General features: G+C 45.5%; 25 protein-coding genes. 4 read left to right on the top strand and 21 right to left on the bottom strand.

What is annotated here, in order from left to right; translation table 11 throughout:
- Positions 1-54 precede the first annotated feature (54 nt).
- The 6 genes from DW657_RS01165 to galE form a co-directional block, all read right to left on the bottom strand.
- Positions 55-537: a hypothetical protein gene (locus DW657_RS01165; RefSeq protein WP_118311129.1), complete on the bottom strand. Its 483-nt coding sequence runs from the start codon at positions 535-537 to the stop codon at positions 55-57.
- A gap of 49 nt (positions 538-586) precedes the next feature.
- Positions 587-1,018: a hypothetical protein gene (locus DW657_RS01160; protein ID WP_118311098.1), complete on the bottom strand. Its 432-nt coding sequence runs from the start codon at positions 1,016-1,018 to the stop codon at positions 587-589.
- Positions 1,019-1,072: 54 nt separating this feature from the next.
- Entirely contained in the window at positions 1,073-1,618 is a 546-nt protein-coding gene (locus DW657_RS01155) for an RNA polymerase sigma factor (protein WP_118311097.1), read from the bottom strand.
- 59 nt (positions 1,619-1,677) lie between these two features.
- Complete coding sequence (locus DW657_RS01150) at positions 1,678-3,231, bottom strand: L,D-transpeptidase family protein (protein ID WP_367400146.1); 1,554 nt, start codon at positions 3,229-3,231, stop codon at positions 1,678-1,680.
- A 33-nt stretch (positions 3,232-3,264) separates the two neighbouring features.
- Complete coding sequence (locus DW657_RS01145) at positions 3,265-3,582, bottom strand: T9SS type A sorting domain-containing protein (RefSeq protein WP_118311096.1); 318 nt, start codon at positions 3,580-3,582, stop codon at positions 3,265-3,267.
- A gap of 112 nt (positions 3,583-3,694) precedes the next feature.
- The gene (galE, locus tag DW657_RS01140; RefSeq protein WP_117663557.1) at positions 3,695-4,732 is read right to left on the bottom strand and encodes a UDP-glucose 4-epimerase GalE; all 1,038 of its coding nucleotides are present in this window, start codon (positions 4,730-4,732) and stop codon (positions 3,695-3,697) included.
- A gap of 302 nt (positions 4,733-5,034) precedes the next feature.
- Here galE and DW657_RS01135 point away from each other — a divergent pair, with 302 nt between their 5' ends.
- Positions 5,035-7,023: a fructose-1,6-bisphosphatase gene (locus DW657_RS01135; RefSeq protein WP_118311095.1), complete on the top strand. Its 1,989-nt coding sequence runs from the start codon at positions 5,035-5,037 to the stop codon at positions 7,021-7,023.
- Between the two features lie 288 nt (positions 7,024-7,311).
- Here the strand turns inward: DW657_RS01135 and DW657_RS01130 are convergent, their stop codons facing one another.
- Positions 7,312-8,208, bottom strand: a complete 897-nt coding sequence (locus DW657_RS01130) for a YitT family protein (protein WP_118311094.1) — start codon at positions 8,206-8,208, stop codon at positions 7,312-7,314.
- 253 nt (positions 8,209-8,461) lie between these two features.
- Between DW657_RS01130 and DW657_RS01125 the strand changes: the two genes are divergently transcribed.
- A complete protein-coding gene (locus tag DW657_RS01125) occupies positions 8,462-9,088 on the top strand; it encodes a phosphoribosyltransferase (protein ID WP_118311093.1) in 627 nt (208 codons plus the stop codon).
- A gap of 6 nt (positions 9,089-9,094) precedes the next feature.
- Here DW657_RS01125 and DW657_RS01120 read toward each other — a convergent pair whose 3' ends face one another.
- From DW657_RS01120 to DW657_RS01055, 14 genes are all read right to left on the bottom strand, one after another.
- Positions 9,095-11,512: a TonB-dependent receptor gene (locus tag DW657_RS01120; RefSeq protein ID WP_199658279.1), complete on the bottom strand. Its 2,418-nt coding sequence runs from the start codon at positions 11,510-11,512 to the stop codon at positions 9,095-9,097.
- A gap of 76 nt (positions 11,513-11,588) precedes the next feature.
- Complete coding sequence (locus DW657_RS01115; protein WP_118311091.1) at positions 11,589-12,518, bottom strand: zinc ribbon domain-containing protein; 930 nt, start codon at positions 12,516-12,518, stop codon at positions 11,589-11,591.
- 33 nt (positions 12,519-12,551) lie between these two features.
- Entirely contained in the window at positions 12,552-14,546 is a 1,995-nt protein-coding gene (locus DW657_RS01110) for a U32 family peptidase (protein ID WP_118311127.1), read from the bottom strand.
- Between the two features lie 76 nt (positions 14,547-14,622).
- Positions 14,623-15,540, bottom strand: a complete 918-nt coding sequence (gene metA / locus DW657_RS01105; RefSeq protein ID WP_117663564.1) for a homoserine O-succinyltransferase — start codon at positions 15,538-15,540, stop codon at positions 14,623-14,625.
- A 263-nt stretch (positions 15,541-15,803) separates the two neighbouring features.
- Entirely contained in the window at positions 15,804-15,962 is a 159-nt protein-coding gene (locus DW657_RS01100) for a DUF4295 domain-containing protein (RefSeq protein WP_006849046.1), read from the bottom strand.
- Between the two features lie 45 nt (positions 15,963-16,007).
- The gene (rpmG, locus tag DW657_RS01095) at positions 16,008-16,196 is read right to left on the bottom strand and encodes a 50S ribosomal protein L33 (RefSeq protein ID WP_006849045.1); all 189 of its coding nucleotides are present in this window, start codon (positions 16,194-16,196) and stop codon (positions 16,008-16,010) included.
- Between the two features lie 5 nt (positions 16,197-16,201).
- Positions 16,202-16,465, bottom strand: coding sequence for a 50S ribosomal protein L28 (gene rpmB / locus DW657_RS01090; protein WP_006849044.1), 264 nt, complete (start codon positions 16,463-16,465; stop codon positions 16,202-16,204).
- 147 nt (positions 16,466-16,612) lie between these two features.
- Entirely contained in the window at positions 16,613-17,125 is a 513-nt protein-coding gene (locus DW657_RS01085; RefSeq protein WP_089543355.1) for a CinA family protein, read from the bottom strand.
- A gap of 12 nt (positions 17,126-17,137) precedes the next feature.
- A complete protein-coding gene (gene tsaD / locus DW657_RS01080) occupies positions 17,138-18,172 on the bottom strand; it encodes a tRNA (adenosine(37)-N6)-threonylcarbamoyltransferase complex transferase subunit TsaD (RefSeq protein ID WP_118311090.1) in 1,035 nt (344 codons plus the stop codon).
- A 27-nt stretch (positions 18,173-18,199) separates the two neighbouring features.
- Positions 18,200-19,060, bottom strand: coding sequence for a type I methionyl aminopeptidase (gene map, locus DW657_RS01075; RefSeq protein WP_089543357.1), 861 nt, complete (start codon positions 19,058-19,060; stop codon positions 18,200-18,202).
- A 108-nt stretch (positions 19,061-19,168) separates the two neighbouring features.
- On the bottom strand, positions 19,169-19,789 hold the full coding sequence (locus DW657_RS01070; protein WP_118311089.1) for an HAD family phosphatase: 621 nt from the start codon (positions 19,787-19,789) through the stop codon (positions 19,169-19,171).
- Positions 19,790-19,823: 34 nt separating this feature from the next.
- On the bottom strand, positions 19,824-22,628 hold the full coding sequence (gene metH / locus DW657_RS01065; RefSeq protein WP_118311088.1) for a methionine synthase: 2,805 nt from the start codon (positions 22,626-22,628) through the stop codon (positions 19,824-19,826).
- Between the two features lie 125 nt (positions 22,629-22,753).
- The gene (gene smpB / locus DW657_RS01060; protein WP_089543360.1) at positions 22,754-23,233 is read right to left on the bottom strand and encodes an SsrA-binding protein SmpB; all 480 of its coding nucleotides are present in this window, start codon (positions 23,231-23,233) and stop codon (positions 22,754-22,756) included.
- 18 nt (positions 23,234-23,251) lie between these two features.
- Complete coding sequence (locus tag DW657_RS01055) at positions 23,252-23,755, bottom strand: DMP19 family protein (RefSeq protein WP_118311087.1); 504 nt, start codon at positions 23,753-23,755, stop codon at positions 23,252-23,254.
- 242 nt (positions 23,756-23,997) lie between these two features.
- Here DW657_RS01055 and DW657_RS01050 point away from each other — a divergent pair, with 242 nt between their 5' ends.
- Together DW657_RS01050 and DW657_RS01045 are read left to right on the top strand one after the other, a co-directional pair.
- Positions 23,998-24,699: an iron-sulfur cluster assembly scaffold protein gene (locus DW657_RS01050; RefSeq protein WP_006849036.1), complete on the top strand. Its 702-nt coding sequence runs from the start codon at positions 23,998-24,000 to the stop codon at positions 24,697-24,699.
- Positions 24,700-24,714: 15 nt separating this feature from the next.
- Positions 24,715-25,728 (top strand): GGGtGRT protein, encoded by a 1,014-nt coding sequence (locus DW657_RS01045; RefSeq protein WP_117663570.1) that lies wholly within the window; start codon positions 24,715-24,717, stop codon positions 25,726-25,728.
- Positions 25,729-25,940: the final 212 nt, after the last annotated feature.

Raw genomic sequence — 25,940 nt, 5'->3', positions numbered from 1 at the left:
CAAAATAAAATCGCAAAAATGTTACTATAAATAACACCTTTGCGACTTTATACATTATCTTTTCACATGCTTGGGGGGATTTTTGCACCACTGTCTGGCTCTCTGAAACGCCTGACGATGGAACTTCTCTTCTGCCTTGATGACCTTAAGCACCTTGCTGGCAGGCAGGATATACATAAACCGGTTATGATATTCCTGCTGCACCAGCTTCATTTCGATATCCAACTCGTCCTGGCGGCGGATAGCCTCAGCACAACCTTTCTCGTCTGCCGGATTAACGAAATGATGCCTACGCATCTCATCAAAACAAGAACGCATCTTCTTCATCATCTGGCGGTAAACCGGGAAGAACTTACTTGCTTCCTGCGGAGTGAGGCTCGCATGGGTTGTGATATACTGCTCCAATTCTGCCTCAAAACGCTTCGGGTCAAATGGCGGACGCTGACCTTGAGAATTCTCGGCATGACAGGTCAGCCCCATCATGGTCATCACAAGAACTGACACAACAATCTGGATTAGATGTCTTGTTCTATGCATGCTGTTATTATCTTCTTTCATCTATAAGTCTTTTTTAATCTATTCTACATCAATTCTCCGCAACAAGTTGAGCATAGAAATCCTGACTATCCATCATCGTATAATCAGCCATCTGCTCAAAGGCTGCATCATCCCCATCTGTGACGTGTGAACTCTCAATGGCTGGAGCTTCGTTATGCGCCATTGCATGATGCTTCTTCTCTGACTGTTGAAGCTGGTAAAGCACACCGCCACCCAACATAGCAGTCACGGCTAAGACGGCAGCAATCTTTCTGAGAGGCAAACGTTTCCAGAGGCTTAAATGCACGAACTTAGCCTTATTCTCCTGACAATCCTTATCAGTTTCTTCAGGAGAATCAAATTTCTGCATAGGAATCTTTGCCATCATCTGTTCTGCAAAGTTATCAAAATAACCTTCAGGAACCTTGAAATGGTTTTCCTTGCCGAAAATATCATTTATTTTTTTCTCTTCGTTCATCATATTGCAATATCCTTTCTTCTTTTATTTGAATAGACGATTTACATCTCACAAGGTTTAATCAAACAGATGCAAATATTCTGTTATTTTTTTCACAGCCAGATGATAAGAAGCTTTCAGTGCACCTTCACTGGTATTGAGAATCTGACTCATCTCAGAATACTTCATTTCCTCAAAATATTTAAGATTAAAAACCGTTCTCTGCACTTCAGGCAATCTTGCCACCGCTTCCTGTAACCTGGCCTGCACTTCATCACCATCAAAATATTCGTCGCTCATCAACCTGGATGCCACGGAAACATCTTCATCAGCACTTACTTTATCTGCCAATTTCTGTTTTCTCAGAAAATCGAGTGATTCATTGACAGCAATACGATAAAGCCAGGTAGAAAGCGAAGACTTTCCCTGAAAATTCTGCAGATTACTCCAAACCTTGATGAATACATTCTGAAGAACATCATTAGCATCTTCATGACTGAGCACGATACGACGCACCTTCCAGTATAGTTTTTCACTATACTGCTTAACCAGCACTGCGAATCCTTCTCGCCGGGTGCGTGGTTCCCGAAGCATCTCTACCAGTTCAGAATCACTGAGTATCATGAAGTTTTCTGATTTAATAAAGCTAATTCTTTAATTCTTATTACTTGCCTACTTTCCGGCTATAGATATTTTTTTAATTGCTCAAATATCACACCATCATATCCATAGACATCGGGATAGCTTACCACACCCTTGGCAAATGGATAAAGCGTGTAATACGTGATGAAGAGCGGAATCTGCGGTTCCACCTTTACAGACCCGACCACTAATTTCTTAATCTTCAGAGAATCGGCTGTCATCGAATAGTTGATTCGCTGGATAAGCTTTTCGTTTTTCTCATGAAGCAGGAATTTAGCGAGTTCGAAAGGCTTCTCTACCCTTATGCATCCATGCGAAACGTCTCTGTCTTCCCGGCTGAAAACAGCCTGGCTCGATGTGTCGTGCAGATAGACAGAGAAGTTATTATCGAAACGGAAAATGATTCTTCCCAACGAATTTCCCTTTCCGCCACGCTGAACCACACCATACTTACCGGAAAGCAGCATGGCTCTTGTAACCTGAGCCGGATCTACCTCCTTGCCCGTTGACCGATCAGAGATATAGTAATTGCGCGCATTGAAGTAAGCCGGATTCCCTGCATGATGCACCATATCCTTGATCATGATGCTGCGAGGCACAAACCACTTCGGATTCAGATCCATCCGCTTGATATAACTGTTCAGTATCGGAGTTTTGGTCTTGGTAGAGCCACATCCAATCTTCATCGCAAGCGTATCCTGCTCATCTATGGCATAAAGATGAAAAGATGGTATATTAACCAGCACATACTTCTTATGTCTGGCAGGACTGTCAGCCTCCCTCCACCGGCATCTCTCCATGTTCACAAGAATCTTCATTCTCTGATTTCTGTCAAGACCTTCCGACTTCAATTTTTCCTGCAACGTATAATAGAAAGGAGACTTTGGCTGAACATCCTTCAAGAATGCCGCCAATCTGCTTTTCTCAGTTTCTTCGCCATCAACCTCCACCCTACTTCTCAACTGCTGAAGAGCAAGATGAAAAAATGCATCACTGGCATGCTGCATCTTCACGTCAAAAAGACCACGGTATCTCACTGGTCGCTTGATGGAATCGTATGGATTGGGAGCAATACTGTCTAGACGATTCAAGACGAATGACGGATTGACGAATCCAAACCTCTGACCGCCTACATATCTCAAATACGACTTGGTAAGCCTGTATTCCAGACGAGCCATCACATGGTTGATATCCTCGTTGCCTTCCCCCAGATTCAAGCTGTGGAGTCTTTCTAGATCTTGAGTAATCTGATTCACATAGAAATGCTTAGTCTTGAATCCCATTTCATCCACCTTCTGCAGATAGGTCAGCAGCGTATCTGCACGATGATCTATTCCATGGCGGTCAACCCAAAGGAACCCTCCATGATTGCGATAATATCTCTTGGTATGCAAGTCGGCAACAGTAGAACCCGAATCATTGTTCATCAGGCTATCCATCAATCCCCTTACCTTTTTAGAATTGATTGCATAATTTGGGTTCACCAGCTCCTGATAGTATTCCAACGTCAAGTTCTGATTTTCGTTGGGTTCATGCTGCTTACACGACAGAATGACCCAACAGAGCAGGAATGGCAAAAATCTAAGTATTTTCACGAAACGTATATGAATGATAAAAGAAGTCAACAGTTAACGCCTAACCAGAATCTTTCTCGTAAAGGAGGTTCCTACCTTGATGATATAGACACCATCAGAGAGAGAAAGGTTAAAGCGCTTGTCCTGTCCCTCTACCCTGAAAGACTTCACGGCGACACCAGCCAGATTGTAGATGGTAACTATCTGACTATTGGCTCCGGTGATATGCATCACGCCTCCGGAATAAGTCAAGGAAATCTTCTGCACTTCCATGTCTATCATTTCCTCAGCACCTGTCCTTGCCGAAGAAACCATAGGCACAGCAAACATCATGCATAGCATCATCAATATGGTAAGTATACTTTTATTCATACTCCTGCTCTTTTACGTAAAAAAATACTTTCCTGCAAAGATATAAAAAAAGAAGGAACCTGCCATCATTCCAGATGCCAAGTTCCTTCTTTTTATATATATTTAACCGTAATTACATAATTCCGTCGGCACGGAGCTTCTGCTGCCACTTCCAGGCAGAAGCCAAGACATCTTCAAGCTTAGCCTCAGCCTTCCAGCCCAATACTTCGTTAGCCTTGGTGCAATCGCCCCAGATCTTCTCGATATCGCCCTCACGACGTGGACCGTACTTCCAGTTCAACTTCACGCCAGTAGCCTTCTCGAATGTCTCAACGATTTCGAGAGTAGAGTTACCGTTACCTGTACCGATATTGAAGTACTCAATTGGTTCAGTCTCCTTGTCAAGTACACGAGCCATAGCGCAAACGTGAGCCTTGGCGAGGTCAACTACATAGATATAGTCGCGGATGCAGGTTCCATCAGGAGTATCATAATCGTTACCGAAGATGGTGAGTTCCTTGCGAATACCCATAGCAGTCTGAGTTACGTAAGGAATCAGGTTGTTTGGCACACCGTTTGGCAACTCACCAATCTCTGCAGATGGATGAGCACCGATTGGGTTGAAGTATCTCAAGACGATGCTCTTGATGTTAGCACCGCTATGGATATAGTCTGCGATGATCTGCTCGTTCACCTCCTTGGTATTACCATAAGGAGAAGTAGCCTTCTGATGAGGAGCCTCCTCAGTTACAGGCAAGTTCTCTGGCTTAGGCTGACCGTAAACGGTGCAAGAAGAAGAGAAGATAATACCCTTAACGTTATATTTTGGCATCAACTCAAGCAGATTGATGAGCGAAACCAGGTTGTTGCGGTAGTACAACAAAGGCTTCTGTACACTCTCACCTACAGCCTTGCTGGCAGCAAAGTGAATGATACCCTCGATAGCAGGATACTTCTGGAACACAGCCTCTGTAGCAGCCTTGTCACGAAGATCAACCTGCTCGAAAGCTGGACGAATACCTGTAATCTTCTCGATACCGTCAAGAACCTCAATCTTTGAGTTTGAAAGGTCATCTACGATTACTACGTTGTAGCCTGCTTGCTGCAACTCTACTGTTGTGTGGCTACCGATAAAACCAGTGCCGCCAGTTACCAAAATTGTTTGTTTCATATTGCTAGTCTATTGAATAATTGATATTATCTTTATTTATATGAAAGCGAGGATTGATGCCCGGCAGAAATCGATTCCGATACCGGACTTATCATCCTACACGTTTGCAAAAGTAATGCAAAAAAGTGAAACTACAAAATATTTCCGAAAAAATATGCCGAAAGATTTTTTATTTTCAAGAATAAGCTGTAACTTTGCATCAGAAATATAACTTATCAACAGAAATGGTGTGTTTCTGCAGTTAACATTAGAATTATCAATTATTGACGCAAACAATGACGCAAACATTAAGGATTACGAATATGAAACAGTATGATATCAATCACGACATGCGGTACCTGCAGTTACTCGCACAGTCGTTTCCATCCATAGCTGAGGCTAGCACGGAGATTATCAATCTGCAAGCTATTCTCAATCTGCCGAAAGGCACAGAGCATTTCCTCGCCGATATTCACGGCGAGTATGAGGCCTTTCTGCACGTACTGAAAAATGCATCAGGCAATATCAAGCGTAAGGTGAACGAACTCTTCGGCAACACCCTGCGTGAACAGGACAAGCGTGAACTCTGCACCCTGATCTACTATCCGGAACAGAAACTGGAGCAGGTAAAGCAAAGAGAATCAGATATAGACGACTGGTATCACATCACCCTTCACCAGCTGGTGGCAGTTTGCCGTGATGTGTCAAGCAAGTACACCCGTTCCAAGGTACGCAAGTCACTGCCATGCGATTTCTCCTATATCATACAGGAGCTTTTGCACGAGCATACGGAAGATCACGACAAGGCTGCATACGTGAATGTCATCGTAGATACCATCATCTCTACAGGACGTGCTGACGATTTCATTGTAGCCATTGCCAATGTGATACAAAGACTCGCCATCGACCAGCTTCATATACTCGGCGACATATACGATCGCGGACCAGGAGCACACATCATTCTCGACAAGATGCGCCACTATCATAGCTGGGATATTCAATGGGGCAACCACGACGTACTCTGGATGGGAGCCGCTGCCGGCAATGATGCCTGTATCTGCAATGTCATCCGACTGTCGCTGCGCTATGCCAACCTCGCCACCCTGGAGGAGGGTTACGGCATCAACCTCATTCCATTGGCAACCTTTGCGATGGATACCTACGGCGATGATCCTTGCGAAGAATTCCTGCCAAAGATGACAGGTGGTGCAGCCGCTATGGATGACAAGACCAAGCGACTCACATCTCTGATGCACAAGGCTATTGCCGTGATACAATTCAAGATAGAAGGTCAGCTCATCGCCAAGCATCCAGAATGGAAAATGGACAGCAGACGACTCTTTGAGTACGTAAACTACGAAAAGGGAACCGTAGAGATTGATGGCAAGGAATACGAAATGTCCACATGCCACTTCCCTACCATCGACCCTCAGAATCCGAACAAGCTCAGCGAGGAAGAAGAAATCCTGATACAGAAGCTGCACCATTCATTTATGGTATGCGAGAAACTGCACAAGCATATCAGAACCATGCTGCAGCATGGCTGTATGTATGCCATCTTCAACAACAACCTGCTCTTCCATGCATCCTGTCCACTCAACGAAGACGGAACATTGAAAGAGGTAGAGATTTGTCCTGGAGAAAAGTATAGCGGCAAGGAACTGATGCATCATACCGGAATGCAGATTCGCACGGCATTCCAGCAGGATTCCGACCCAGACGAGAAACAGTATGCCATCGATTACTTTCTCTATCTCTGGTGTGGTCCAGACAGTCCACTCTTCGATAAGAGCAAGATGGCAACCTTCGAGCGATATTTTATCGCCGACAAGGAAACCCACAAAGAGGAAAAGGGCTACTACTTCAAGCTGCGTGATGACGAGAAGGTGATAGACCATATCATGGATGCCTTCGGGCTGAAGGGCGAGAATCGCCATATCATCAACGGTCACGTTCCGGTAAGAACCCTAAAGGGAGAGAATCCTATCAAGGCAAACGGAAAGCTGATGGTGATTGATGGTGGTTTCTCCAAAGCTTACCATAACGAGACGGGTATAGCAGGTTACACTCTGGTTTATCACTCTCGCGGTTTCCAGCTCGTACAGCACGAACCTTTCACAAGTGCCGAGGATGCCATCACACGCGGTACCGACATCAAGAGTACCACCCAGATTGTAGAAATGAGCAATCGAAGAATGCTCGTAGCAGATACAGATATCGGTCAGGATTTACGCAAGCAGATAGAAGATCTCCAGGAACTTCTCTATGCTTACCGACACGGCTACATTAAGGAAACAGAAAGAAAGAAGTAAAAACGAACAGGACAGTATCAGCAGGTACCTGAACAAAAAAAATGCGAACAGTATGGTTGAAACGGGCTGAAAGCCCAAAAGCTCCTAGCCCAGGGCACCGCCCTGGGTATAATAGCAATCAACAAGACGCCCTGTAAGGGCAAAAGCTTTGTTTATTGCCTGTTTTTTAAAGCTTTTGCCCTTACAGGGCGACGGTTTTGCGTTCATAATTACCCAGGGCGATGCCCTGGGCTAGGAGCTTCTGCCCTTTCAGGGCGTATTGGGTAAATTCAACCGTACAGGTCGAACTTATTTTTTAGACAAGGAAATCTTCTTGCTCACCTTAAATCTATCAAATCCCTCACCATACACACCGATTACAGAACTCTGACTCACAAATGCAGTAGGGTCAATCTCATCAATCAGGCGGAATATCTTCTGCGATTCTCTCTGTCTAGCCAGCACAAAGAGCATGTGAACATCCTTGCCGCTATAGCAACCATGACCATCCATTACCGTACATCCACGTTCGGCTGTCGTATTGATGGCAGCACTCAGCTCCAGATACTTGTCAGAAATGATAAAGAACTGTACCGAACGGCGCATGGCATTCACCACATGATCTACTGTGATAGACATCACGAAGAGGCAGACATAGCCATAAATCACCATTTCCCAGGAGCGAAGCACCAGATAAGAACTGGTAATGATGAGCAAGTCGCAAATCATAATGGCATGTCCCAGAGAAATGTTATAGTACTTATTGATCATTGCAGCCACCGTATCACTACCTCCGGTAGAACCATTACATCCCAGACCCAATCCAGCACTGCTTCCCATGAAGAAGGCACCGATAACTGTCGCCATAAAAGGCTGATCGTGAAGCAAAGGAGTCATACCTACCGTATGAATCTCTATGAAGCGAGTCACCGCAGCAAAGATAGCTACACCATAAATCGTCTTGGCACAGAATTTCCAACCTAGGATACGGAATGCAATCAACAGCAAAAATACGTTGAGCGCCAGATAAGTGACCGAGGCAGGAATGCCAAATCCCCAACAGAAGATAGAGGCGATACCGCCTACTCCACCCATCGTGATATGATTAGGGAGGAGGAATAAATTGAGTCCGATACTACCTTCTATCATTGCCAGACCGATAATGATGTAGTCGCGCAATTCATGCATTTTTGTTTTTCTCGTCATTTGTTGTTTTTTTAAAATCATGATTATTCATACCATAAACGTGAAGCCTATCCGGTTTCGGGGTGCAAAGTTACTAGAAATCTTGTTAAAATCAAAGTAGAATCTGCTAAAAAATAGTCTAAAATGAAAAAAAAAGCTATTTTATGCCGACATTTCAAAAAATATTCATACTTTTGTACTGATCTATAAAGACAACGGAAGCAATATCTATTCAAGAATAGTATAAAGAAGAACGATTATAAACATCTTGTCTATGGCAGAAAAAAGCATTAACATCGCATCATGGCCTTGCCTCAGCAATGGCCTTCACTACAATTGGCTAGTAGATTACGCTGCTTTCAGCGCGTTCGGCACCTTCGAGCTTTCAGCAGAAGAATGGGAAAAGCGCGACCTCATCGTCAACTTCAAGGGTAACTCGGAACTCACTACCGAGATAGACCACCAGCAAGCTGTCGATAAGGCCATCGACCTGGTGTCTTCTTTCCTAAAAGCGGTATTCTCTGAAAAAGAGGGAGCCACAAACTCACTCCCTACCCTTTCACAACTCACTCTGGTCTGCCTACCAGCCTCAACCCGAAAGCATACTGAGCGCAGATTCCGCAAGTTCAGCGAACAGGTATGTGCGGCAACAGGTATGCAGAATGCCTACAACGCATTCTGTTTCACAACTACAAAAGATGAGGATGGAGATGAAGTGGATACACTTCATATAGATGAAACATTCTTTCAGGGAAAACAAGTGATCCTCTTCGATGACATTATTGCATCTGGAGGATCAATTGTTAGATTTGCTGAAAAACTAGAAAAATCGGGGGCTAAAGTCATTGCCGCTCTCGCTCTGGGAAAGAAAATCCCAGACGGATACGACAATAACGAATAGCAATTACTAGAAATGGAATCTCACATCCACACCACATTGGAAAGGATTGCCTCGCTGGGCAAAATATTCTTTCGTGCCTGTAGCTGAATTATCTACCGCAAAGGTATTATAATTGGTGTCTGTGAGATTTCTACCCCAGAAACTAACATTGAAAGCCTTGAAATTCAAATCCATATGTGCTCCCAAAACTGCATACAGCTTTTGAGAGTAAGTATTTGCATTGTCCCAATAGGTCTTGCCTTGTGCATTCACATTTGCACCGAGAGTCAGCCAGTCTGTGAGACGATAGTCTGCCATCGCAGCCATTGTATGCTGTGGCACGTAAGGAACGTATTTGCCTTTATAGTCCACAGCATCCTCGCCTTCTCCATCCACATACTTATCAAACTTGCTGCGAGTATAACCATAACTCATAGCCCAATCAAATTTTCCATCGAAAAGCTGTCCTCTCAAAGCTGCTTCAATACCACAGCTGTGACTCTTTCCGGCATTCACCATCATACGTCCGAAGCCATAATTGCCCGCCATGACAGAGAGCTGCTGGTTGGTCACCTTCATATAGAAAGCACTCAAGTCAAAATGCAGCATGTGATCGAAGAGATTCAGATGAGCACCTGCCTCATAATTCCAGGAAGTCTCCGGCTTGTAGGCGATGGTCTTATCAATACGCTGATAATCCTCCTCGGTATGCGGAATATGATAATCCCCACGCATTGCCTGATTACGATTGGCATTCAGTTCGGTCTGTAGCACATCGCTGAACATCTGGATATTATATCCACCTGCACGATAGCCCTTGCTTACAGTAGCATACACATTACTGCCCAGCTCATCAATCTTCAGATTAAGTCCGAATTTCGGTAAAAGCTGGCCATAATCGTCACTTACTTCATGATCCAGCGAAGAATCCAAGACATAGGTAGCCGACTTTCCCATTACATTGGCAGTCATCTGCATATAGGCACTGGCATCATAATGGATGGCAGTATGCATCAAGTCATAACGCAAGCCCAAGGTGGCAGTAAGGCGATCGGTGATATTGAAGTTGCTCTCATGAAAGAATCCCAGGTTCCACTGAGGTGTATGAAACAAACCCGGAGCACCCATATCCACATTCATGGATACGCCTCCAGCCTTCTCTATAGCCTTGGCAGCAACAGCCTTGGCAGCCATTTCCGGCATACCCTGTGCCATCATCTTCTGTGCCATCGCATTGAGCATCGCATTATACATCTGCTTCTGGATAGCATTGCCGATAGGCTGGGTCATACCCTCATTGAAGAAGACCGGTCCATTGGTCTTCAGCCACTGATAAGAGAAGAAGCCACCCGCAGTCCAATTCCAGAAACCGCCCACAGCGCGATTACTCTTCAAGGTAAATTCCTGGGTAAGCGAGTTCTGAAGCTGCTCCTGCAGGATGCTCATATAATCGGCAGGAAGATAATCCTGATCCATATTCATCTTATCCTTCAGATACTGATAGCTTGTGGTAGAAGCAAAGCTATAATCTGCCCCTGTATGATTCACGGTAACACCTGAGATGAAGGAATGGCGCAAATAGGTTCCGTCGAAGGTGGTGGAAGGAAGCGAAGCCTTGCCTGTCTCCAAATCCAGCTTGCCATAAGGGAAACCATTCTGGTCAACATACTGATAGTTGGCAAGAAGATCTACGTTCCATCCTCTGTTGAGCTTTGCCTTCAGCACAATCTTTCCTCCAGCCTCATCATACTTGTCGGCTCTGTTGCCGGTATTCGTATTTCTGAAGAATCCCTTCTGTGCATCATTGAAGGCTGCTACCGTAAACGCCAGATGGTCATTGATACGGTGATAATGAGCCAGCTCCACATTTCTATAATATCGGGAACCATAACTCAACTTCAAATCAGTTCCCTCATATTCAAACGGATTGCGGGAATAGATGCGCACCAGTCCGCCCTCTGTGTTCTGGCCATAGAGAGTAGCCTGAGGACCACGCAGGATATCAATACGGGAAGTCTGATAATGATGAAGATTGAAGGCAGACTTGCTCATTACCGGGATGCCATCCAGATAGATACCTACCGCAGGACTGTTTACTCGGCTGCCAATGCCACGCACATACATAGCACTGGAAAGACGACTGCCATAGTTTGGCATTACAAAATTAGGGATATAACTAGAAAGCTCGCGCAAATCGCGGGTGCCTAGTTTCTGTATCTGAAATCCACCAACAGAAGTACTGCTGAGTGACTGCTGGCGAAGGCGAACGTTCTCTTTCGGTTGTGAAACCACAACCACTTCATCGATATCAAAAACCTTACTGCTATCAGTGAATACTTTGAAATCAGTGTTATCAACTCGTTTATTATCAAGGGACAAGACATTGCCTGTGCCAGCCCACAAGGAGATTGGCGCAACTGAAGAAGCCAGCGCCAATGCAATCATTTTCCTATTAATTATATCTTTTTTCATAACGGGTGCAAAGGTACAGCTTTTTCCTGACACCCAAAATCCTTATTTATTAGGAATTCCCCCTGCGATAGGACTTGACGGCAAACCAAATGTATGCCACCAGCAGGATGTAGCCTATATAATATAAGGTGGAAACACTGAAAATGATATAATCGAGTGCACATACACCTGCCAGACCGCCCAGATACAACAGGGCTTCACCAAACGGAAGACGATGATAAACTTCATCGACACATGCCAGTCCCACAATGAGAATACTCCATACCAAGGCAAGAAATACACCCAACACCTTAGGTACCGCAAAAGGATTCAATGACGGATGGAAATAGAACTGTCGCCACATCTCTGGTTCAAAAGTCTGAATCCAGGCATAAAAGGCTGCCGAGATGGATACCAGAAGCACAAGAGCAAGAGGATACGGCGAATCAATATCATTGAAATGCACAATCTTGGCATTGCTATGAAATACCTTTCTTACCAGATAAGCCAAAGTGATGACTACGATGACCACCAGGAATATGAGCAGGTGGACATTGCTGAAAGTCATGATGAATTCAGAGATAGGATCATCCGGTACTACCTGAGGAAGCAATCTCGATTCCCTGCTCCATCCAAACCTGTTATCTTCTGTAGCAAGCTGCACCCATACAGAGTCTATGCTGTCTTGTGGCACCATACGGATATCTGTCACAACCAGAAGCTGGTTCTTTTTGACAGAGAATGAATCTACCGAAAGACCACTCACCAATTCTTCAGGTTGCTGTCGCATCAAATGGATAGAATCCTTAAACACCATAAAGTTATATTTGTTGGTGTAATGGTGGGTGGTAGAGAATGAGATAGAATCCAACTGACGGTCACTGTACTCCAGCATGGCAGCATGCTGTTGATGGGAGTTATGACGATGATAGCAGCTGTTGAGCATCAAACAGATGCCCAACATACATACCATCATTCTTATCATCAGTCTTATTCTCATTCTTCATTTTGGGTTGCAAAACCCGTTTCGTTTTTATTTTGTGCTATAGACATTCATCTGGCACTCAGCACAGTTGAATTCCAACCGGAATCTTCTGCCATCGCCCAGCTCCAGGAACAGAGGCTCCTTCCATTGCGGTTTCTTGCCTCCTCGTTTTACACAATAGCCCAAAGAGTAACGGATGCAATGGCGGCACTGCATGATGAGGGATTCCCCCTTAGGTTGCCCAACCTCAAATGCAGGTTCAATATGCTTCATGCCATGCGCCTTGTAGAAATGCTCAGCACTGCGGTTAGCGATATTATAGAGATATGGCCATTTGCCATAGGCAGGCTGCCATACAAACTCCTCCGGGTTCAACTCGTGCTCACCAGCCTGATTCAGCAGATAAGGTGCAGAGAATATTTCTTCCACCACGCCTTTCACCAAGGATCTATCTACAATATTCTGAATTCCTTCTGTCGCCGTCTCGATCAAATCTCTACGAATCTCAGACAAAACACTATTTGGAATGAAATAATTCTCAAGATCACCCGCAAGAACCACTTCATCACACTCAAATATCGTATTACCCATCTTGCTCAACTGCAGTCTGATGTTATCACCCTGCGGACGCCTTGCCAATTCCAACGGTGCTTCAAAGTCATAAGAATACTCGTCAATCTTGTAAAAGAGATGCTTCTCCAAGAAGCCTTCTGTAGTCATTGAGTCTAATTGAGGAACATTAACCGAAGCACCAATCTCAATCAACACCTGCTGAAGAGCACCGGATTCTGAATACTGAGGCGTAACTCTGATGTGGAGAGGTATCTTGCGGCTCGCAGTTTTCTTTGATAGAATATTCTCAAAAGCCTGGTCATTATTACGATAGAGAGCCATGCCTGGGCGCAGATGCTCCGGCATACGAAGCGGATAGAGTCGGTTACCTTCCACACGGTTTACGCGGAATCCCTCCAGCTCTTTCTCGTCGTTGATAAAGCAGAGACCATCACCATTGGCAAAACTTGCCACTGTCGCCACGTTGAAGGAAACATTACCTCTAATCTCCTTGACCTTACCAACATACTCGCCCATCGCCTTCGGTGTATCAAAAGAAGCGATGTCCGGCTGTCGCCCATTGAGGAAATAGTTGGTAAATCCTCTGTTGAATGTCTTTTTCAAGTTAGGCTGGAACGTATGGATAGCACGACCAAATGATGCTCTACAATACTTATCCGGATTGGCAGCAACAAGCTCATCGAGTTTCCGACTATAGGCAGCCACAACATTCTTCACATAGTTTACATCCTTCAGGCGTCCTTCAATCTTGAAAGAAGTTGCACCCGCATCAGCAAGTTCCTGCAGATGATCTATCTGGCAGAGATCCTTCAATGACAGCAGATGACGCTCATGCTCTATTTCATTTTCATTGGAATCTATGAGATTGAATTTCATTCTGCAGAACTGAGCACACTCACCACGGTTTGCAGAACGGCCGAAACATTTTTCCGAAGCATAGCATACACCCGAATAACTAACACAAAGCGCACCATGCACAAAGACCTCCAACTGCGTAGAAGGATTTTTCTTGTGGATTTCCCTGATTTCATCAAGAGAAAGTTCACGGGCAAGGACCACTCTATCGAATCCTAGCGTTGACAGCCAGGCAACCTTGTCTGCAGAACGTGCATCACACTGCGTGCTGGAATGCAATTCACGGTGCCATAGTTGATTGGCTCTTACATCCCAGAGAACACCCATATCCTGCAACAGGAGTGCATCCACTCCAATACGGTCCAACTCGGCAATCATCTTCAGCGTATCCTCCATCTCATTTTCATAGATGATGGTATTCACCGTCACGTGAACCTTGGCACGAAACTGATGGGCATAATCACAGAGTTTCTTAATATCCTCCAGTGAGTTGCCAGCAGCAGCACGTGCTCCAAAACGGGGTGCACCTATATACACCGCATCGGCACCATGATCGATAGCAGCGATACCACACTCCAGATTCTTGGCTGGGGCAAGAAGCTCTAGCTCCGCCAAGTGTATTTCTTTTTTCTTCTTTGCTTCAATATCATTCATTTCCTAACCTATCTTAGTTCTTTTTACGACTCCAACCTTATTGAATATCCTCAATGTTATAAGGAGTTTCCTGATAAACGTAATAGTTGATCCAGTTACTGTAGAACAGGTTGGCATGGGCACGCCATGTTACCAAAGGTGCCTCATTCGGATCGTCATGGAAGTAATAGTTCTCAGGCAATTCTACGTCGTCTCGCTTGCCCATGTCTCTTTTATACTCCTTATCGAGCGTGTTAGGCGCATATTCCAGATGACCTGTCACGAAGAATTCGCGTCCACCCCTCGCCATTACGATACTCACGCCACTCTCTGCAGATTCTGCGATAATATCCAGTCCCGGCACTTTTTCGATGTCTTCCCTGCGCACCTCAGTATGGCGGCTGTGTGGCATATTGAAGATGTCATCAAAACCACGGAAGATAGGGAGTGACGGATCAAGCGGTTTCTGAGGAAAGATACCAAACTTCTTTTTATCAAGTTGATATTTTGGAACACCATAGAAGTGATAGAGTCCAGCCTGCGCACCCCAGCAGATATACAGCGTAGAGGTAACGTGGGTACGTGCCCAATTGAATATCTCCTGGATTTCCGGCCAATACTCCACCTCCTCATATTCCATCGTCTCTATAGGAGCACCCGTCACTATCATACCGTCAAACTTCTGCTTTGACAGTTCCGCAAAGTCCTTATAGAACATCATCATGTGTTCTATCGGCGTATTCTTTGGAGTATGGCTCTTCAACTTCATGAAGTAAACCTCCAACTGCAGAGGCGTATTGGAGAGCAGTCTCACCAAATCAGTTTCTGTCGTGATCTTAAGCGGCATCAAGTTGAGCACACAAATCTTCAGCGGTCTGATTTCCTGACTGTGCGCACGACTCTCATCCATCACGAAAATATTCTCATGCTTCAGCAGCTCAATAGCTGGAAGTTTATCCGGTAATCTTAACGGCATCTTATCTAGTTCCTTTCTTCTTAAAAAACATTATATATATCCCCTTTTCTGCAAAAGCGGACATTTCACTTATTCCGTGCAAAGTTACGTTTTTATTTTGAAATAGCAAAAGAAAAAAGAAAGAAATATATATTCATACGAAAAAAACAGCTTCTGTAACAAAAACAAAAAAGGCCGCATACCCTTTAATAAGAGTATTGCGACCTTATTGTATTTATGCGAGTCTCCAAGAGAACGCTAGTCTGAATGCATCTGCAACCAGATTAGTCCTTGAAGAAATCCTTAACAGCCTCGTTTGGTACCATCTTCTCATCGAAAACGTAAGCACCAGTCTTAGGGCTCTTAACCATCTTGATAACCTTTGTGTATGCGCGACCATCCATGTTACCTTCGTGGAGGGTAGCGACCGCTTTCTTTGCCATAGTCTATTAAAATTGATAAAATTGTTTATAAACTTGTAAGCGAGCTTACTTAATCTCCTTGTGAAGAGTCATCTTCTTAAGGATTGGGTTGTACTTCATCAACTCAAGACGCTCAGGAGTGTTCTTACGATTCTTTGTAGTCACGTAACGGCTTGTACCTGGCATACCACTGTTCTTATGCTCAGTGCACTCGAGGATAACTTGTACTCTATTACCTTTTGCTTTCTTTGCCATGATATTTATTCTCCTATAACTTTAATGTCTTTCCAATCTACGTAGCCCTTCTTTACTGCCTGATTCAAAGCAGCATCGAGACCTACCTTGTTAATAAGACGAAGACCAGCAGCACTGATCTTGAGGCTGATCCAGCAACCCTCTTCTACATAGTAGAATTTCTTGCTGAAGAGGTTAACGTCAAAGCTTCTCTTTGTACGGTGCTTTGAGTGAGACACATTGCAACCTAACTGTGCCTTCTTACCTGTAATTTGACAAATTTTAGACATTTCTATCTTTAATTTTGTAATTCGTTAATTGATACCTATTCCAAACAGAGTGCAAAATTACAAAATAATTCGGTAATAACAAAATAATCCCTAAAAGAACGCTGTCTTTTAAGGATTATTAATACTTTATAGCTCTAAATTAGCATTTTATGCCTCTTTTTTCAAATCTTCAGCATGTTCTTTCAGGAAATCGAGCATACCCTTAAGCGCTGTATTTGTGGCAATTGCAAGATTGATATCGCGACCGAAATCCTCTGTGAGTTTCACCACACGAACATCATCCTTGCTACCAAATCCTACGAAGATTGTACCCACTGGCGCAGATGGAGTACCACCTGTAGGTCCCGATACACCTGTTGCCGAAATGGCGAAATCAACATTCAGGGCTTTGATGGCACCAAGCACCATCTCCTTGGCTACTTCCTCGCAGAAGGCTGTCTTCTCCTCCAGAAGCTCATGGCTCACTCCGAGAAGATTCTCTTTTACCTCATTGGTGTAACTTACCACACCACCCTTGAAGTAATTGCTGGCACCTGGCACTGAGATAAGCGCTTCGGCGATACGACCGCCTGTGCAGCTCTCGGCTGTGCCCACTGTCTTGTCACTATTGTAGAGCATCTCCTGGATGCCCTTGCTTAATATCTTTGTTTCAAATTCCATAAGAATTTCTGTTTACTTAAATGTTACTTTACTATATGCAGGCAGATCGATGGTGGCAAAATCGCCATCACGATACTTGAATGTACCTACACAACCAATCATAGCCGCATTGTCTGTGGTATAGCTGAACTTTGGTATGTAGATGGTCCAGCCAAAACGCTTGGCATGATCACGGAAGGCATTGCGGAGACCATTGTTGGCACTCACACCACCAGCCACAGCCACATGCTTGATTCCTGTCTGCTTCACTGCCATGCGCAATTTCTTCATCAGGATATCCACGATGGTAAACTCGATGCTCGCAGCCAAGTCAAACTTGTTCTTCTCCACAAAATCCGGATCAGCAGCTACCCACTTGCGCAGACTGTAGAGGAAACTGGTCTTGAAGCCAGAGAAGCTATAGTTCAGTCCAGAGATATGTGGCTCAGCAAAGCTGAAAGCCTTCGGATTACCCTGGCGGGCATACTTATCTACAACAGGACCACCTGGGTAGCCCCACTCCAACACCTTGGCACACTTATCTATCGCCTCACCGGCAGCATCATCGATAGTCTGACCGAGAACCTCCATATCGTTGTAGGCATTCACCTTCACAATCTGCGAGTTTCCACCGCTCACAAGAAGACAGATAAATGGGAATGGAGGTGCACTCTGGTCATCATCGCTTTCCTTGATGAAATGAGCCATCACATGACCCTGCAAGTGATTGACATCAATCAACGGGATGTTGAGCGAACGGGCAAAGCCCTTGGCAAAACTCACACCCACGAGCAGAGAACCCATCAAGCCCGGTCCACGGGTGAAGGCAACGGCAGACAAATCTTCCTTTCTGATGCCCGCACGGGCGATAGCCTGATCTACCACAGGCACCACATTCTGCTGATGAGCACGGGAAGCAAGCTCAGGCACCACGCCACCATAGGCACGGTGCACTTCCTGAGAAGCAGTCACGTTACTCAGCAGTACTCCATTCTTGAGCACTGCGGCTGAGGTATCGTCGCAACTGCTCTCTATACCTAATATATATATATCCTTTTTTTCTTCCATAATTACTAAGGGCTAAGCCCATATATATTAATGTGTAAGAATCTCCACACCCGTCTCAGTCATCACGAGTGTATGCTCCCACTGAGCAGATGGCTTTTCGTCACCGGTAATTACCTCCCATCCGTATGGATCATCGGCATCGATGAACACCTGCCAGGTTCCCATATTGATCATTGGTTCGATAGTAAACACCATACCAGGCACGAGCAACATACCAGTTCCTCTATGACCATAATGAAGAACCTCAGGCTCCTCATGGAACTGACAGCCTACTCCATGACCACAGAGGTCACGGACAACACCATAACCATACTTCTTGCAATGCTTTTCGATGGCATGACCGATATCGCCCACAAAAGAGTAAGGCTTAGCCGCCTCCATACCAATCTCAAGACACTCCTTGGCAACACGAACCAACTGCTCCTTTTCAGGAGTTGTCTTGCCGCCAACGATGAACATACGGCTGGCATCTGCATAGTAACCATCCACGATGGTAGTCATATCCACATTGACGATGTCACCCTCTTCGAGGACATCCTCTTCCTTAGGAATACCATGACATACCACTTCATTGATGGATGTACACACACTCTTAGGGTAGCCCTCATAGTTGAGGCAGGCAGGAATCGCATTATGATCCTTGCAATACTGCATACAGAGGTCATCGATCTGCTGAGTATTGATACCCGGACGGATCATCTCGGCAACAGCATCGAGACAACCTGTATTCACGACACCACTCTTGCGGATGCCTTCTATTTGTTCTGGAGTCTTAATCAAGTCGCGGGTAGGCACAAGCTTACCCTTATTTTCCCAAAACATCACCTGCTTGTCAAGCTCTGTAACAGGCTGACCAGGCAGACAATGCCATCTTTTCTTCTTAACCATTGTCTAATTATTTAATATTTGCGACTGCAAAAGTACATTATTTCTTGCAGAATGCAAAATAAAATGGCAATTATTTGCAGTTGGACTGTAAATAATCACCATAAATCATTACTTCAAATAATCGTAGATTTTATCGCACCAGTCTTCTCCGTTCTGCGGACAATAAGTAAAGAGCCCTACCTCAGAAGCCGCACAGCAGTTACGGGCGCCGTCATCAATAAAGAGACATTCCTCCGGCAACGCCTTTTCCTGAGCCATCACGTAACGGAAGAAATTCTCGTCCGGCTTCATATATTTCACCTCATAGCTGCGATACATGGCATCGAAATAATCACCGATAGGGTGACCGTCGCCTGAGAAATCCGCACTATCCGTCCAAGCCGATACGTATGGATTGGTATTGCTGAGCGAGACCACGCGATACCCCTGCTTCTTGAGATTTCTGATGGTCATCAACTTGCGGGCAGGCACCTCCTTCATATAGCCCAGCCAGCAATGCTGCAGCTCCTCAAAGCTCACCTCTCGACCCACCTTCTCGCTTACCTGACGGCGATACTCCTCCTCGGAAAGCTTTCCTTCTTCCAGATCGCCATTCAAGCCCGACTGCTTATAAGGATCCATCTTCTCGGCAAACTCCTTCATACCTAACTCAATAAAGCGTTTGCCTGCCTCATTCTCGTCGAGGGTGATCACGACACCACCCATATCAAAAATAACTGTTTTGATCATATTATCCTATTTACTAATACCTTTTTTATCCGATTTAAAACAAATCTAATTTGTTCTTTCTGGCTTCTTCCAGCGAGGCAATCTTCGCCTGCTGTTCGTGATACTCATTGCGTAAGCGTTCGTATCGCTCATCAAGTTCAGCTACAAACTTAGGACATTCCGCCTCATTGAGGAATCGGGCGCAGATACCGGCATTCAGCGAAGCATCCTTTACCCAGATAACCGGTCCATCATACACCGGTGCGATTTTCAATGCCACATGCAATTCGCTCGTGGTAGCGCCTCCCACCATGATCGGGATACGCAAGCCTGCCTTCTGCATCTCCTGGGCAGTGTGAACCATCTCTTCCAGTGATGGAGTAATCAAGCCGCTCAAGCCGATGGCATCCACCTTCTCTTCTATCGCCTTCTTCACAATCTGCTCGGCAGGTACCATCACGCCCAGGTCGATGATATCATAGTTGTTGCACGACATCACCACACACACGATATTCTTACCGATATCATGCACATCTCCCTTTACGGTCGCCATCAGAATCTTTCCGGCAGAAGTACTTCCACCCTGCTTCTCTGCTTCGATATGAGGCTGGAGGATGGAAACGGCAGCCTTCATGGTTCGTGCCGTCTTCACCACCTGCGGCAAGAACATCTCGCCCTTACCGAAGAGCTCACCCACCAGGTTCATACCATCCATCAGCGGTCCCTCGATGACGTTCACGGCATGCGGATACTTCTGCAATGCCTCATCTATATCAGGTTGCAGGAACTCGGTAATACCCTTCTGCAGGGCATACTTCAATCTTTCCTCCACAGCCTGCTTACGCCACTCTGGTGCCGCTGGTTTCGGAGCTGGCGCACCGCCTGCCTTGGCTGCAGCCTTTGCCGCATCAGCCTTCGCCTTGATTTCGGCAGCCAGTTCGATGAGATCATCGGCAGCACCCTTTCTTCTGTTCAATACCACATCCTCGATGAGTTCGAGCTGTTCTTTAGGTATTTTATCATAATCCATTCTTGCCTTGGCATTTACGATACCAAAGTCCATACCCACCTTCTGGGCATGATGCAGGAATACACAATGAATCGCTTCACGGATATACGTATTGCCACGGAACGAGAACGAGAGGTTGCTGACTCCACCACTGACATGTGCTCCAGGCAGATTCTGATGAATCCACTCGGTGGCACGGATGAATTCCACGGCATAATTATCATGCTCCTCCATACCCGTAGCGATGGCAAGCACATTCGGGTCGAAGATGATATCGAGCGGATTCATTCCCAGTTTATCTACCAGGAGATGATAGGCACGCTCGGCAATCTCGATACGTCGCTCATAGGTAGTAGCCTGCCCCACTTCATCGAAGCACATCACCACGACGGCGGCACCATAGCGCATCACATCACGTGCATGGGAGAGGAAAACCTCTTCACCCTCCTTCAGGGAGATGGAATTCACGATACACTTACCCTGACAGCACTTCAGTCCGGCAAGAATCACATCCCACTTCGAGGAGTCTATCATCACAGGCACCTTGGCAATCTCAGGTTCTGCCGCTATCATATTGAGGAAGTTCACCATTTCCGCCTTGGCATCCAGCAGTCCGTCATCCATATTCACGTCCACCACGGCCGCACCATCTGCCACCTGCTTACGGGCAATACCGATGGCTTCCTCATAACCTTTTTCATTAATCAATCGCAGGAACTTCCTACTACCAGCCACATTACAGCGTTCGCCTACGTTAACGAAGCGGCTGGCATCTACCGGCAGGCGAACGGAATCATCCACCTGCAGCAAGTCCAAACCAGAGAGCCACATATACTTAGGCTTCTCCACCACCTGATGCGGTTTCTTACCCTCAGCACTTCTGGCATAATGGGCGATGAATTCAGGACTGGTTCCACAGCAGCCGCCGATGATATTGACGATGCCCTCATCGATAAACTCGGCTATCTGGGGAGCCATCGACTCTGCCGTCTCGTCATATTGTCCCATCTCGTTAGGCAATCCGGCATTAGGATGGGCACTAATATAATAAGGTGCAACCTTTGCCAGATGCTCAATGAACGGTTTCATCTGGGGAGCACCGAAGGCACAGTTCATACCTACCGAGAAAATAGGATAAGGAGAGAGCGAAGCCAGGAAAGCATCCACGGTCTGACCGCTCAGTGTTCTGCCTGCCAGATCGCTTACCGTAAGACTGATCATAATAGGCAGTTCTACCTCATGCTTCTTCATCATGGTGATGGCAGCATCAATCATAGCCTTGCAGTTGAGCGTATCGAAGATGGTCTCGATAAGGATGACATCAGCACCACCTTCGATGAGACCATCCACCTGTTCGCAGACATCGGTGAAAAGTTCATCATACGTAATCTCCCGGGCAGCAGGATCACTGACGTCCGGACTCATGGAACAAGTTTTATTGGTAGGTCCCACATCTCCTGCTACGAAACGTGGTTTGTCGGGTGTAGAAAACTTATCACATTCGATACGCGCCAAGCGAGCGCCTTCGAAAGCCATCTCCCTAGCACAGTCTTCCAGGTGATAATCAGCCTGCGAGATGCGCTGACACGAGAAGGTGTTCGCCGTAATGATGTCGGCGCCCGCCTCCAGGTAACGTCGGTAAATATCAGAGATAACATCAGGGCGAGTGATGTTGAGCATATCGTTGTTGCCCTTCATCATTCCCGGCACATCGCGGAAGCGCTCGCCTCTGAAGTCTTCTTCTGTAAGATTATACTTCTGAATCTCAGTACCCATGGCACCATCCAGAATCAGAATCTTCCTGTCACATTGAACTTTGAACTCTGAACTTTGAACTTTATGATTTGTCATATTATCCTAAAAACTTAAATAATGAAGAGTATTTAAACATCGAGAAGAGAACCACCCGAAATGACTAACATCATAAAAAGATGCATTTCATAAAGTTCAAAGTTCAAATCTCAACGTTCAAAGTATTAGAAGTGCTTAATGGCTCTATCCATCTCTCTTCTATCCTCTTTCTCCTTCAGGGTCTGACGCTTGTCATACTCCTTCTTACCCTTGCAGAGGGCGATATCCACCTTGGCACGTCCATTGTCGTCAATGAAGACAAGTGTAGGCACGATGGTAAAGCCCGGCTGCTTGCTATCCTCTTCCAAACGGCGCAATTCGCGCTTGGTGAGAAGGAGCTTGCGGTCGCGGCGAGCCTCATGATTGGAAAAAGAGCCATAGAAATAAGGCGAGATATTCATACCCTTTACCCAAAGTTCACCCTGATAGAAATCGCAGTAGCAATCTACCAGGGATGCCTTACCGCCACGGATCGACTTGATCTCGGTACCGGTAAGTACGATACCAGCGGTATAAGTATCAACAAAGAAGTACTCGAACGATGCCTTCTTGTTGCGTATCTGTATCGGACTCTTCTTACGGAGTTCCTGATCTTTCTTGTTCATAATCCTAATACCTTAATATTATATAATAGTGACGAAGTTTTCGATATGCTCATCAATATAGAAAGCCACCTTGCTGGTCCATTCCTCTTCGTTCTCCACGAATTCATCATCGAAATCATCAAACTCAGGGAATTTCTCATAAAGCGCCATGAAGTCCTCGTCGCTCATATCCCCCTCGATGTCTTCATGATGGCTCTTATAGAGGAAATGACTTTTCTTGATAAGCTTTGAAAGCTCCACGAGCCCCCAGTTACGGAACGCCTTGTCGGTAGGATTCTTCCAGAGAAAGGCACCATAGCCGTTATGGATGAGCTGAATCATACCGCCATCCATCATCTCCTCGTGCAGGGTATCCCATGCCAGGAGCGTAATCTGGTCGCTATTGAGCTCAGCCATGGTCTCAGCAGTGAGTTCGCCACCAATCGCCTCGCGGATTGCATCCACGAAAGCCTTCACAAATTCATCCATGCCTGCCTCCGCTGCCTGCTGAAGCACGGCGTCCTGTATCTTAACTTCAATCATAATCTTCAAAATTGCTATTTTCAGTTTGCAAAGATACATTAAAATAGGGACAAACCCAAGAAAAAATCTAAATATTAGGTTAAAGAGTTAAAAAGAATACTCTTTTTTGGGTATTTTACAGATATTTTTTGTACTTTTGTGGTCGGAATTGAGGTTTAATGCCGATGTTTCAGCAAAACAATATGAATTTAAGAAGAAGAATTTATACTTTTATATATTCATTAATATAAAATTTAGCGAATATGATCTATTCAAAAGAAGTAGACAACATGTGCGTTGTCGCTAAGGGTCCTAACCACGGACCAGCTCCAATTCCTGAAGAGGGAAAATGGATTCAGGCAAAAGAGATCAAGGACATCTCTGGTTATACTCACGGTGTGGGTTGGTGTGCTCCTCAGCAGGGTGCTTGCAAGCTCTCTCTGAACATCAAGGAAGGCGTTATTCAGGAGGCTCTCGTTGAGACTATCGGTTGTACTGGTATGACTCACTCAGCTGCTATGGCTTCTGAGATTCTTCCAGGTAAGACTATCCTTGAGGCTTTGAACACTGACCTCGTTTGCGATGCTATCAATACTGCAATGCGCGAACTCTTCCTCCAGATTGTTTACGGTCGTAGCCAGAGCGCTTTCTCTGAGGGCGGTCTCGTTATCGGTGCAGGTCTTGAGGACTTGGGTAAGGGTCTTCGTTCACAGACTGGTACTCTCTACGGTACTGTAGCTAAGGGTACACGTTACCTCGAGTTGACAGAGGGTTACATCACAAAGCAGTTCCTCGATAAGGACAGCCAGGTTTGTGGTTACGAGTATGTTCACCTCGGCAAGATGATGGAGGCTATCAAGAACGGTATGGACGCTAACGAGGCTGTCAAGAAGTTCACAGGTAGCTACGGTCGTACAACTGCTGAGCAGGGTGTTGTTAAAGCAATTGATCCACGTAAAGAATAATAAGGAGATACAGATATGATTAGAAAAGTAAGTTACGAAAGTCAGGAACGTCGCGAGAAGCAGGTTCTTGCTGCTCTTAATGCTAACGGTATTCAGAGCTTGGAAGAGGCTAATCAAATCTGCGAGGACGCAGGTGTTGACCCTTATCAGATGTGTGAAGATACTCAGCGTATCTGCTTCGAGAACGCTAAGTGGGCGTATGTAGCTGGTGCTGCTATCGCTATCAAGAACGGTGCTAAGACTGCTGCTGACGCAGCTGAGGCTATCGGTATCGGTTTGCAGGCTTTCTGCATCCCTGGTTCTGTAGCTGACGACCGTAAGGTTGGTCTCGGTCACGGTAACTTGGCTGCTCGTTTGCTCCGTGAGGAGACTCAGTGCTTCGCTTTCTTGGCTGGTCACGAGTCTTTCGCTGCTGCTGAGGGTGCTATCAAGATTGCTGAGATGGCTAACAAGGTTCGCAAGAACCCATTGCGCGTTATCTTGAACGGTCTTGGCAAGGATGCTGCTCAGATCATCAGCCGCATCAACGGTTTCACATACGTTCAGACAAAGTTTGATTACTACACAGGTGAGTTGAAGGTTGTTAACCGCATCGCTTACAGCGACGGTCCACGTGCTAAGGTTAACTGCTACGGCGCTGACGACGTTCGCGAGGGTGTTGCTATCAACTGGAGCGAGGATGTAGATGTATCTATCACTGGTAACTCTACAAACCCTACACGTTTCCAGCACCCAGTAGCTGGTACATACAAGAAGGAGCGTGTTGCAGCTGGTAAGCCATACTTCTCAGTAGCTTCTGGTGGTGGTACAGGTCGTACATTGCACCCAGATAACATGGCTGCTGGTCCTGCTTCTTACGGTATGACTGATACTATGGGTCGTATGCACTCAGACGCTCAGTTCGCAGGTTCTTCTTCAGTTCCTGCTCACGTAGAGATGATGGGCTTCCTCGGTATGGGTAACAACCCTATGGTAGGTGCTACTGTTGCTATCGCTGTAGCTATCGACCTCGCTATCAACAAGAAGTAATTTCTTTGAGATAACAAAACAATAAGTATAAATAATCCCTGTAACTTGCTATAAGTTACAGGGATTTTCATTTTCATACAAACGATACGAAAGAATACCAATTCCTTATCTTATTCATACAAACGATATGGAAGAATACCAATTCCTTATCTTATTCATACAAACGATATGGAAGAATACCAATCCCCTATCTTATTCATACAAACGATATG

The organism is Prevotella sp. AM23-5 (assembly GCF_003473645.1).
GTDB lineage: Bacteria > Bacteroidota > Bacteroidia > Bacteroidales > Bacteroidaceae > Prevotella > Prevotella copri_A.
This window is presented reverse-complemented; position numbering and strand designations above follow the sequence as displayed.

Bases quoted from the DNA above. Each gene is read 5' to 3' on its own strand.
- DW657_RS01155 (WP_118311097.1), bottom strand. From the start codon at position 1,618: ATGATACTCAGTGATTCTGAACTGGTAGAGATGCTTCGGGAACCACGC.
- metA (WP_117663564.1), bottom strand. From the start codon at position 15,540: ATGCCGTTAAGATTACCGGATAAACTTCCAGCTATTGAGCTGCTGAAG.
- DW657_RS01045 (WP_117663570.1), top strand. From the start codon at position 24,715: ATGATTAGAAAAGTAAGTTACGAAAGTCAGGAACGTCGCGAGAAGCAG.
- DW657_RS01055 (WP_118311087.1), bottom strand. From the start codon at position 23,755: ATGATTGAAGTTAAGATACAGGACGCCGTGCTTCAGCAGGCAGCGGAG.
- DW657_RS01085 (WP_089543355.1), bottom strand. From the start codon at position 17,125: ATGGAATTTGAAACAAAGATATTAAGCAAGGGCATCCAGGAGATGCTC.
- smpB (WP_089543360.1), bottom strand. From the start codon at position 23,233: ATGAACAAGAAAGATCAGGAACTCCGTAAGAAGAGTCCGATACAGATA.
- map (WP_089543357.1), bottom strand. From the start codon at position 19,060: ATGGTTAAGAAGAAAAGATGGCATTGTCTGCCTGGTCAGCCTGTTACA.
- DW657_RS01125 (WP_118311093.1), top strand. From the start codon at position 8,462: ATGGCAGAAAAAAGCATTAACATCGCATCATGGCCTTGCCTCAGCAAT.
- metH (WP_118311088.1), bottom strand. From the start codon at position 22,628: ATGACAAATCATAAAGTTCAAAGTTCAGAGTTCAAAGTTCAATGTGAC.
- DW657_RS01050 (WP_006849036.1), top strand. From the start codon at position 23,998: ATGATCTATTCAAAAGAAGTAGACAACATGTGCGTTGTCGCTAAGGGT.
- galE (WP_117663557.1), bottom strand. From the start codon at position 4,732: ATGAAACAAACAATTTTGGTAACTGGCGGCACTGGTTTTATCGGTAGC.
- rpmG (WP_006849045.1), bottom strand. From the start codon at position 16,196: ATGGCAAAGAAAGCAAAAGGTAATAGAGTACAAGTTATCCTCGAGTGC.
- DW657_RS01130 (WP_118311094.1), bottom strand. From the start codon at position 8,208: ATGACGAGAAAAACAAAAATGCATGAATTGCGCGACTACATCATTATC.
- DW657_RS01115 (WP_118311091.1), bottom strand. From the start codon at position 12,518: ATGAGAATAAGACTGATGATAAGAATGATGGTATGTATGTTGGGCATC.
- DW657_RS01160 (WP_118311098.1), bottom strand. From the start codon at position 1,018: ATGATGAACGAAGAGAAAAAAATAAATGATATTTTCGGCAAGGAAAAC.
- tsaD (WP_118311090.1), bottom strand. From the start codon at position 18,172: ATGGAAGAAAAAAAGGATATATATATATTAGGTATAGAGAGCAGTTGC.
- DW657_RS01145 (WP_118311096.1), bottom strand. From the start codon at position 3,582: ATGAATAAAAGTATACTTACCATATTGATGATGCTATGCATGATGTTT.
- DW657_RS01120 (WP_199658279.1), bottom strand. From the start codon at position 11,512: ATGATTGCATTGGCGCTGGCTTCTTCAGTTGCGCCAATCTCCTTGTGG.
- DW657_RS01135 (WP_118311095.1), top strand. From the start codon at position 5,035: ATGAAACAGTATGATATCAATCACGACATGCGGTACCTGCAGTTACTC.
- DW657_RS01165 (WP_118311129.1), bottom strand. From the start codon at position 537: ATGCATAGAACAAGACATCTAATCCAGATTGTTGTGTCAGTTCTTGTG.
- DW657_RS01070 (WP_118311089.1), bottom strand. From the start codon at position 19,789: ATGATCAAAACAGTTATTTTTGATATGGGTGGTGTCGTGATCACCCTC.
- rpmB (WP_006849044.1), bottom strand. From the start codon at position 16,465: ATGTCTAAAATTTGTCAAATTACAGGTAAGAAGGCACAGTTAGGTTGC.
- DW657_RS01100 (WP_006849046.1), bottom strand. From the start codon at position 15,962: ATGGCAAAGAAAGCGGTCGCTACCCTCCACGAAGGTAACATGGATGGT.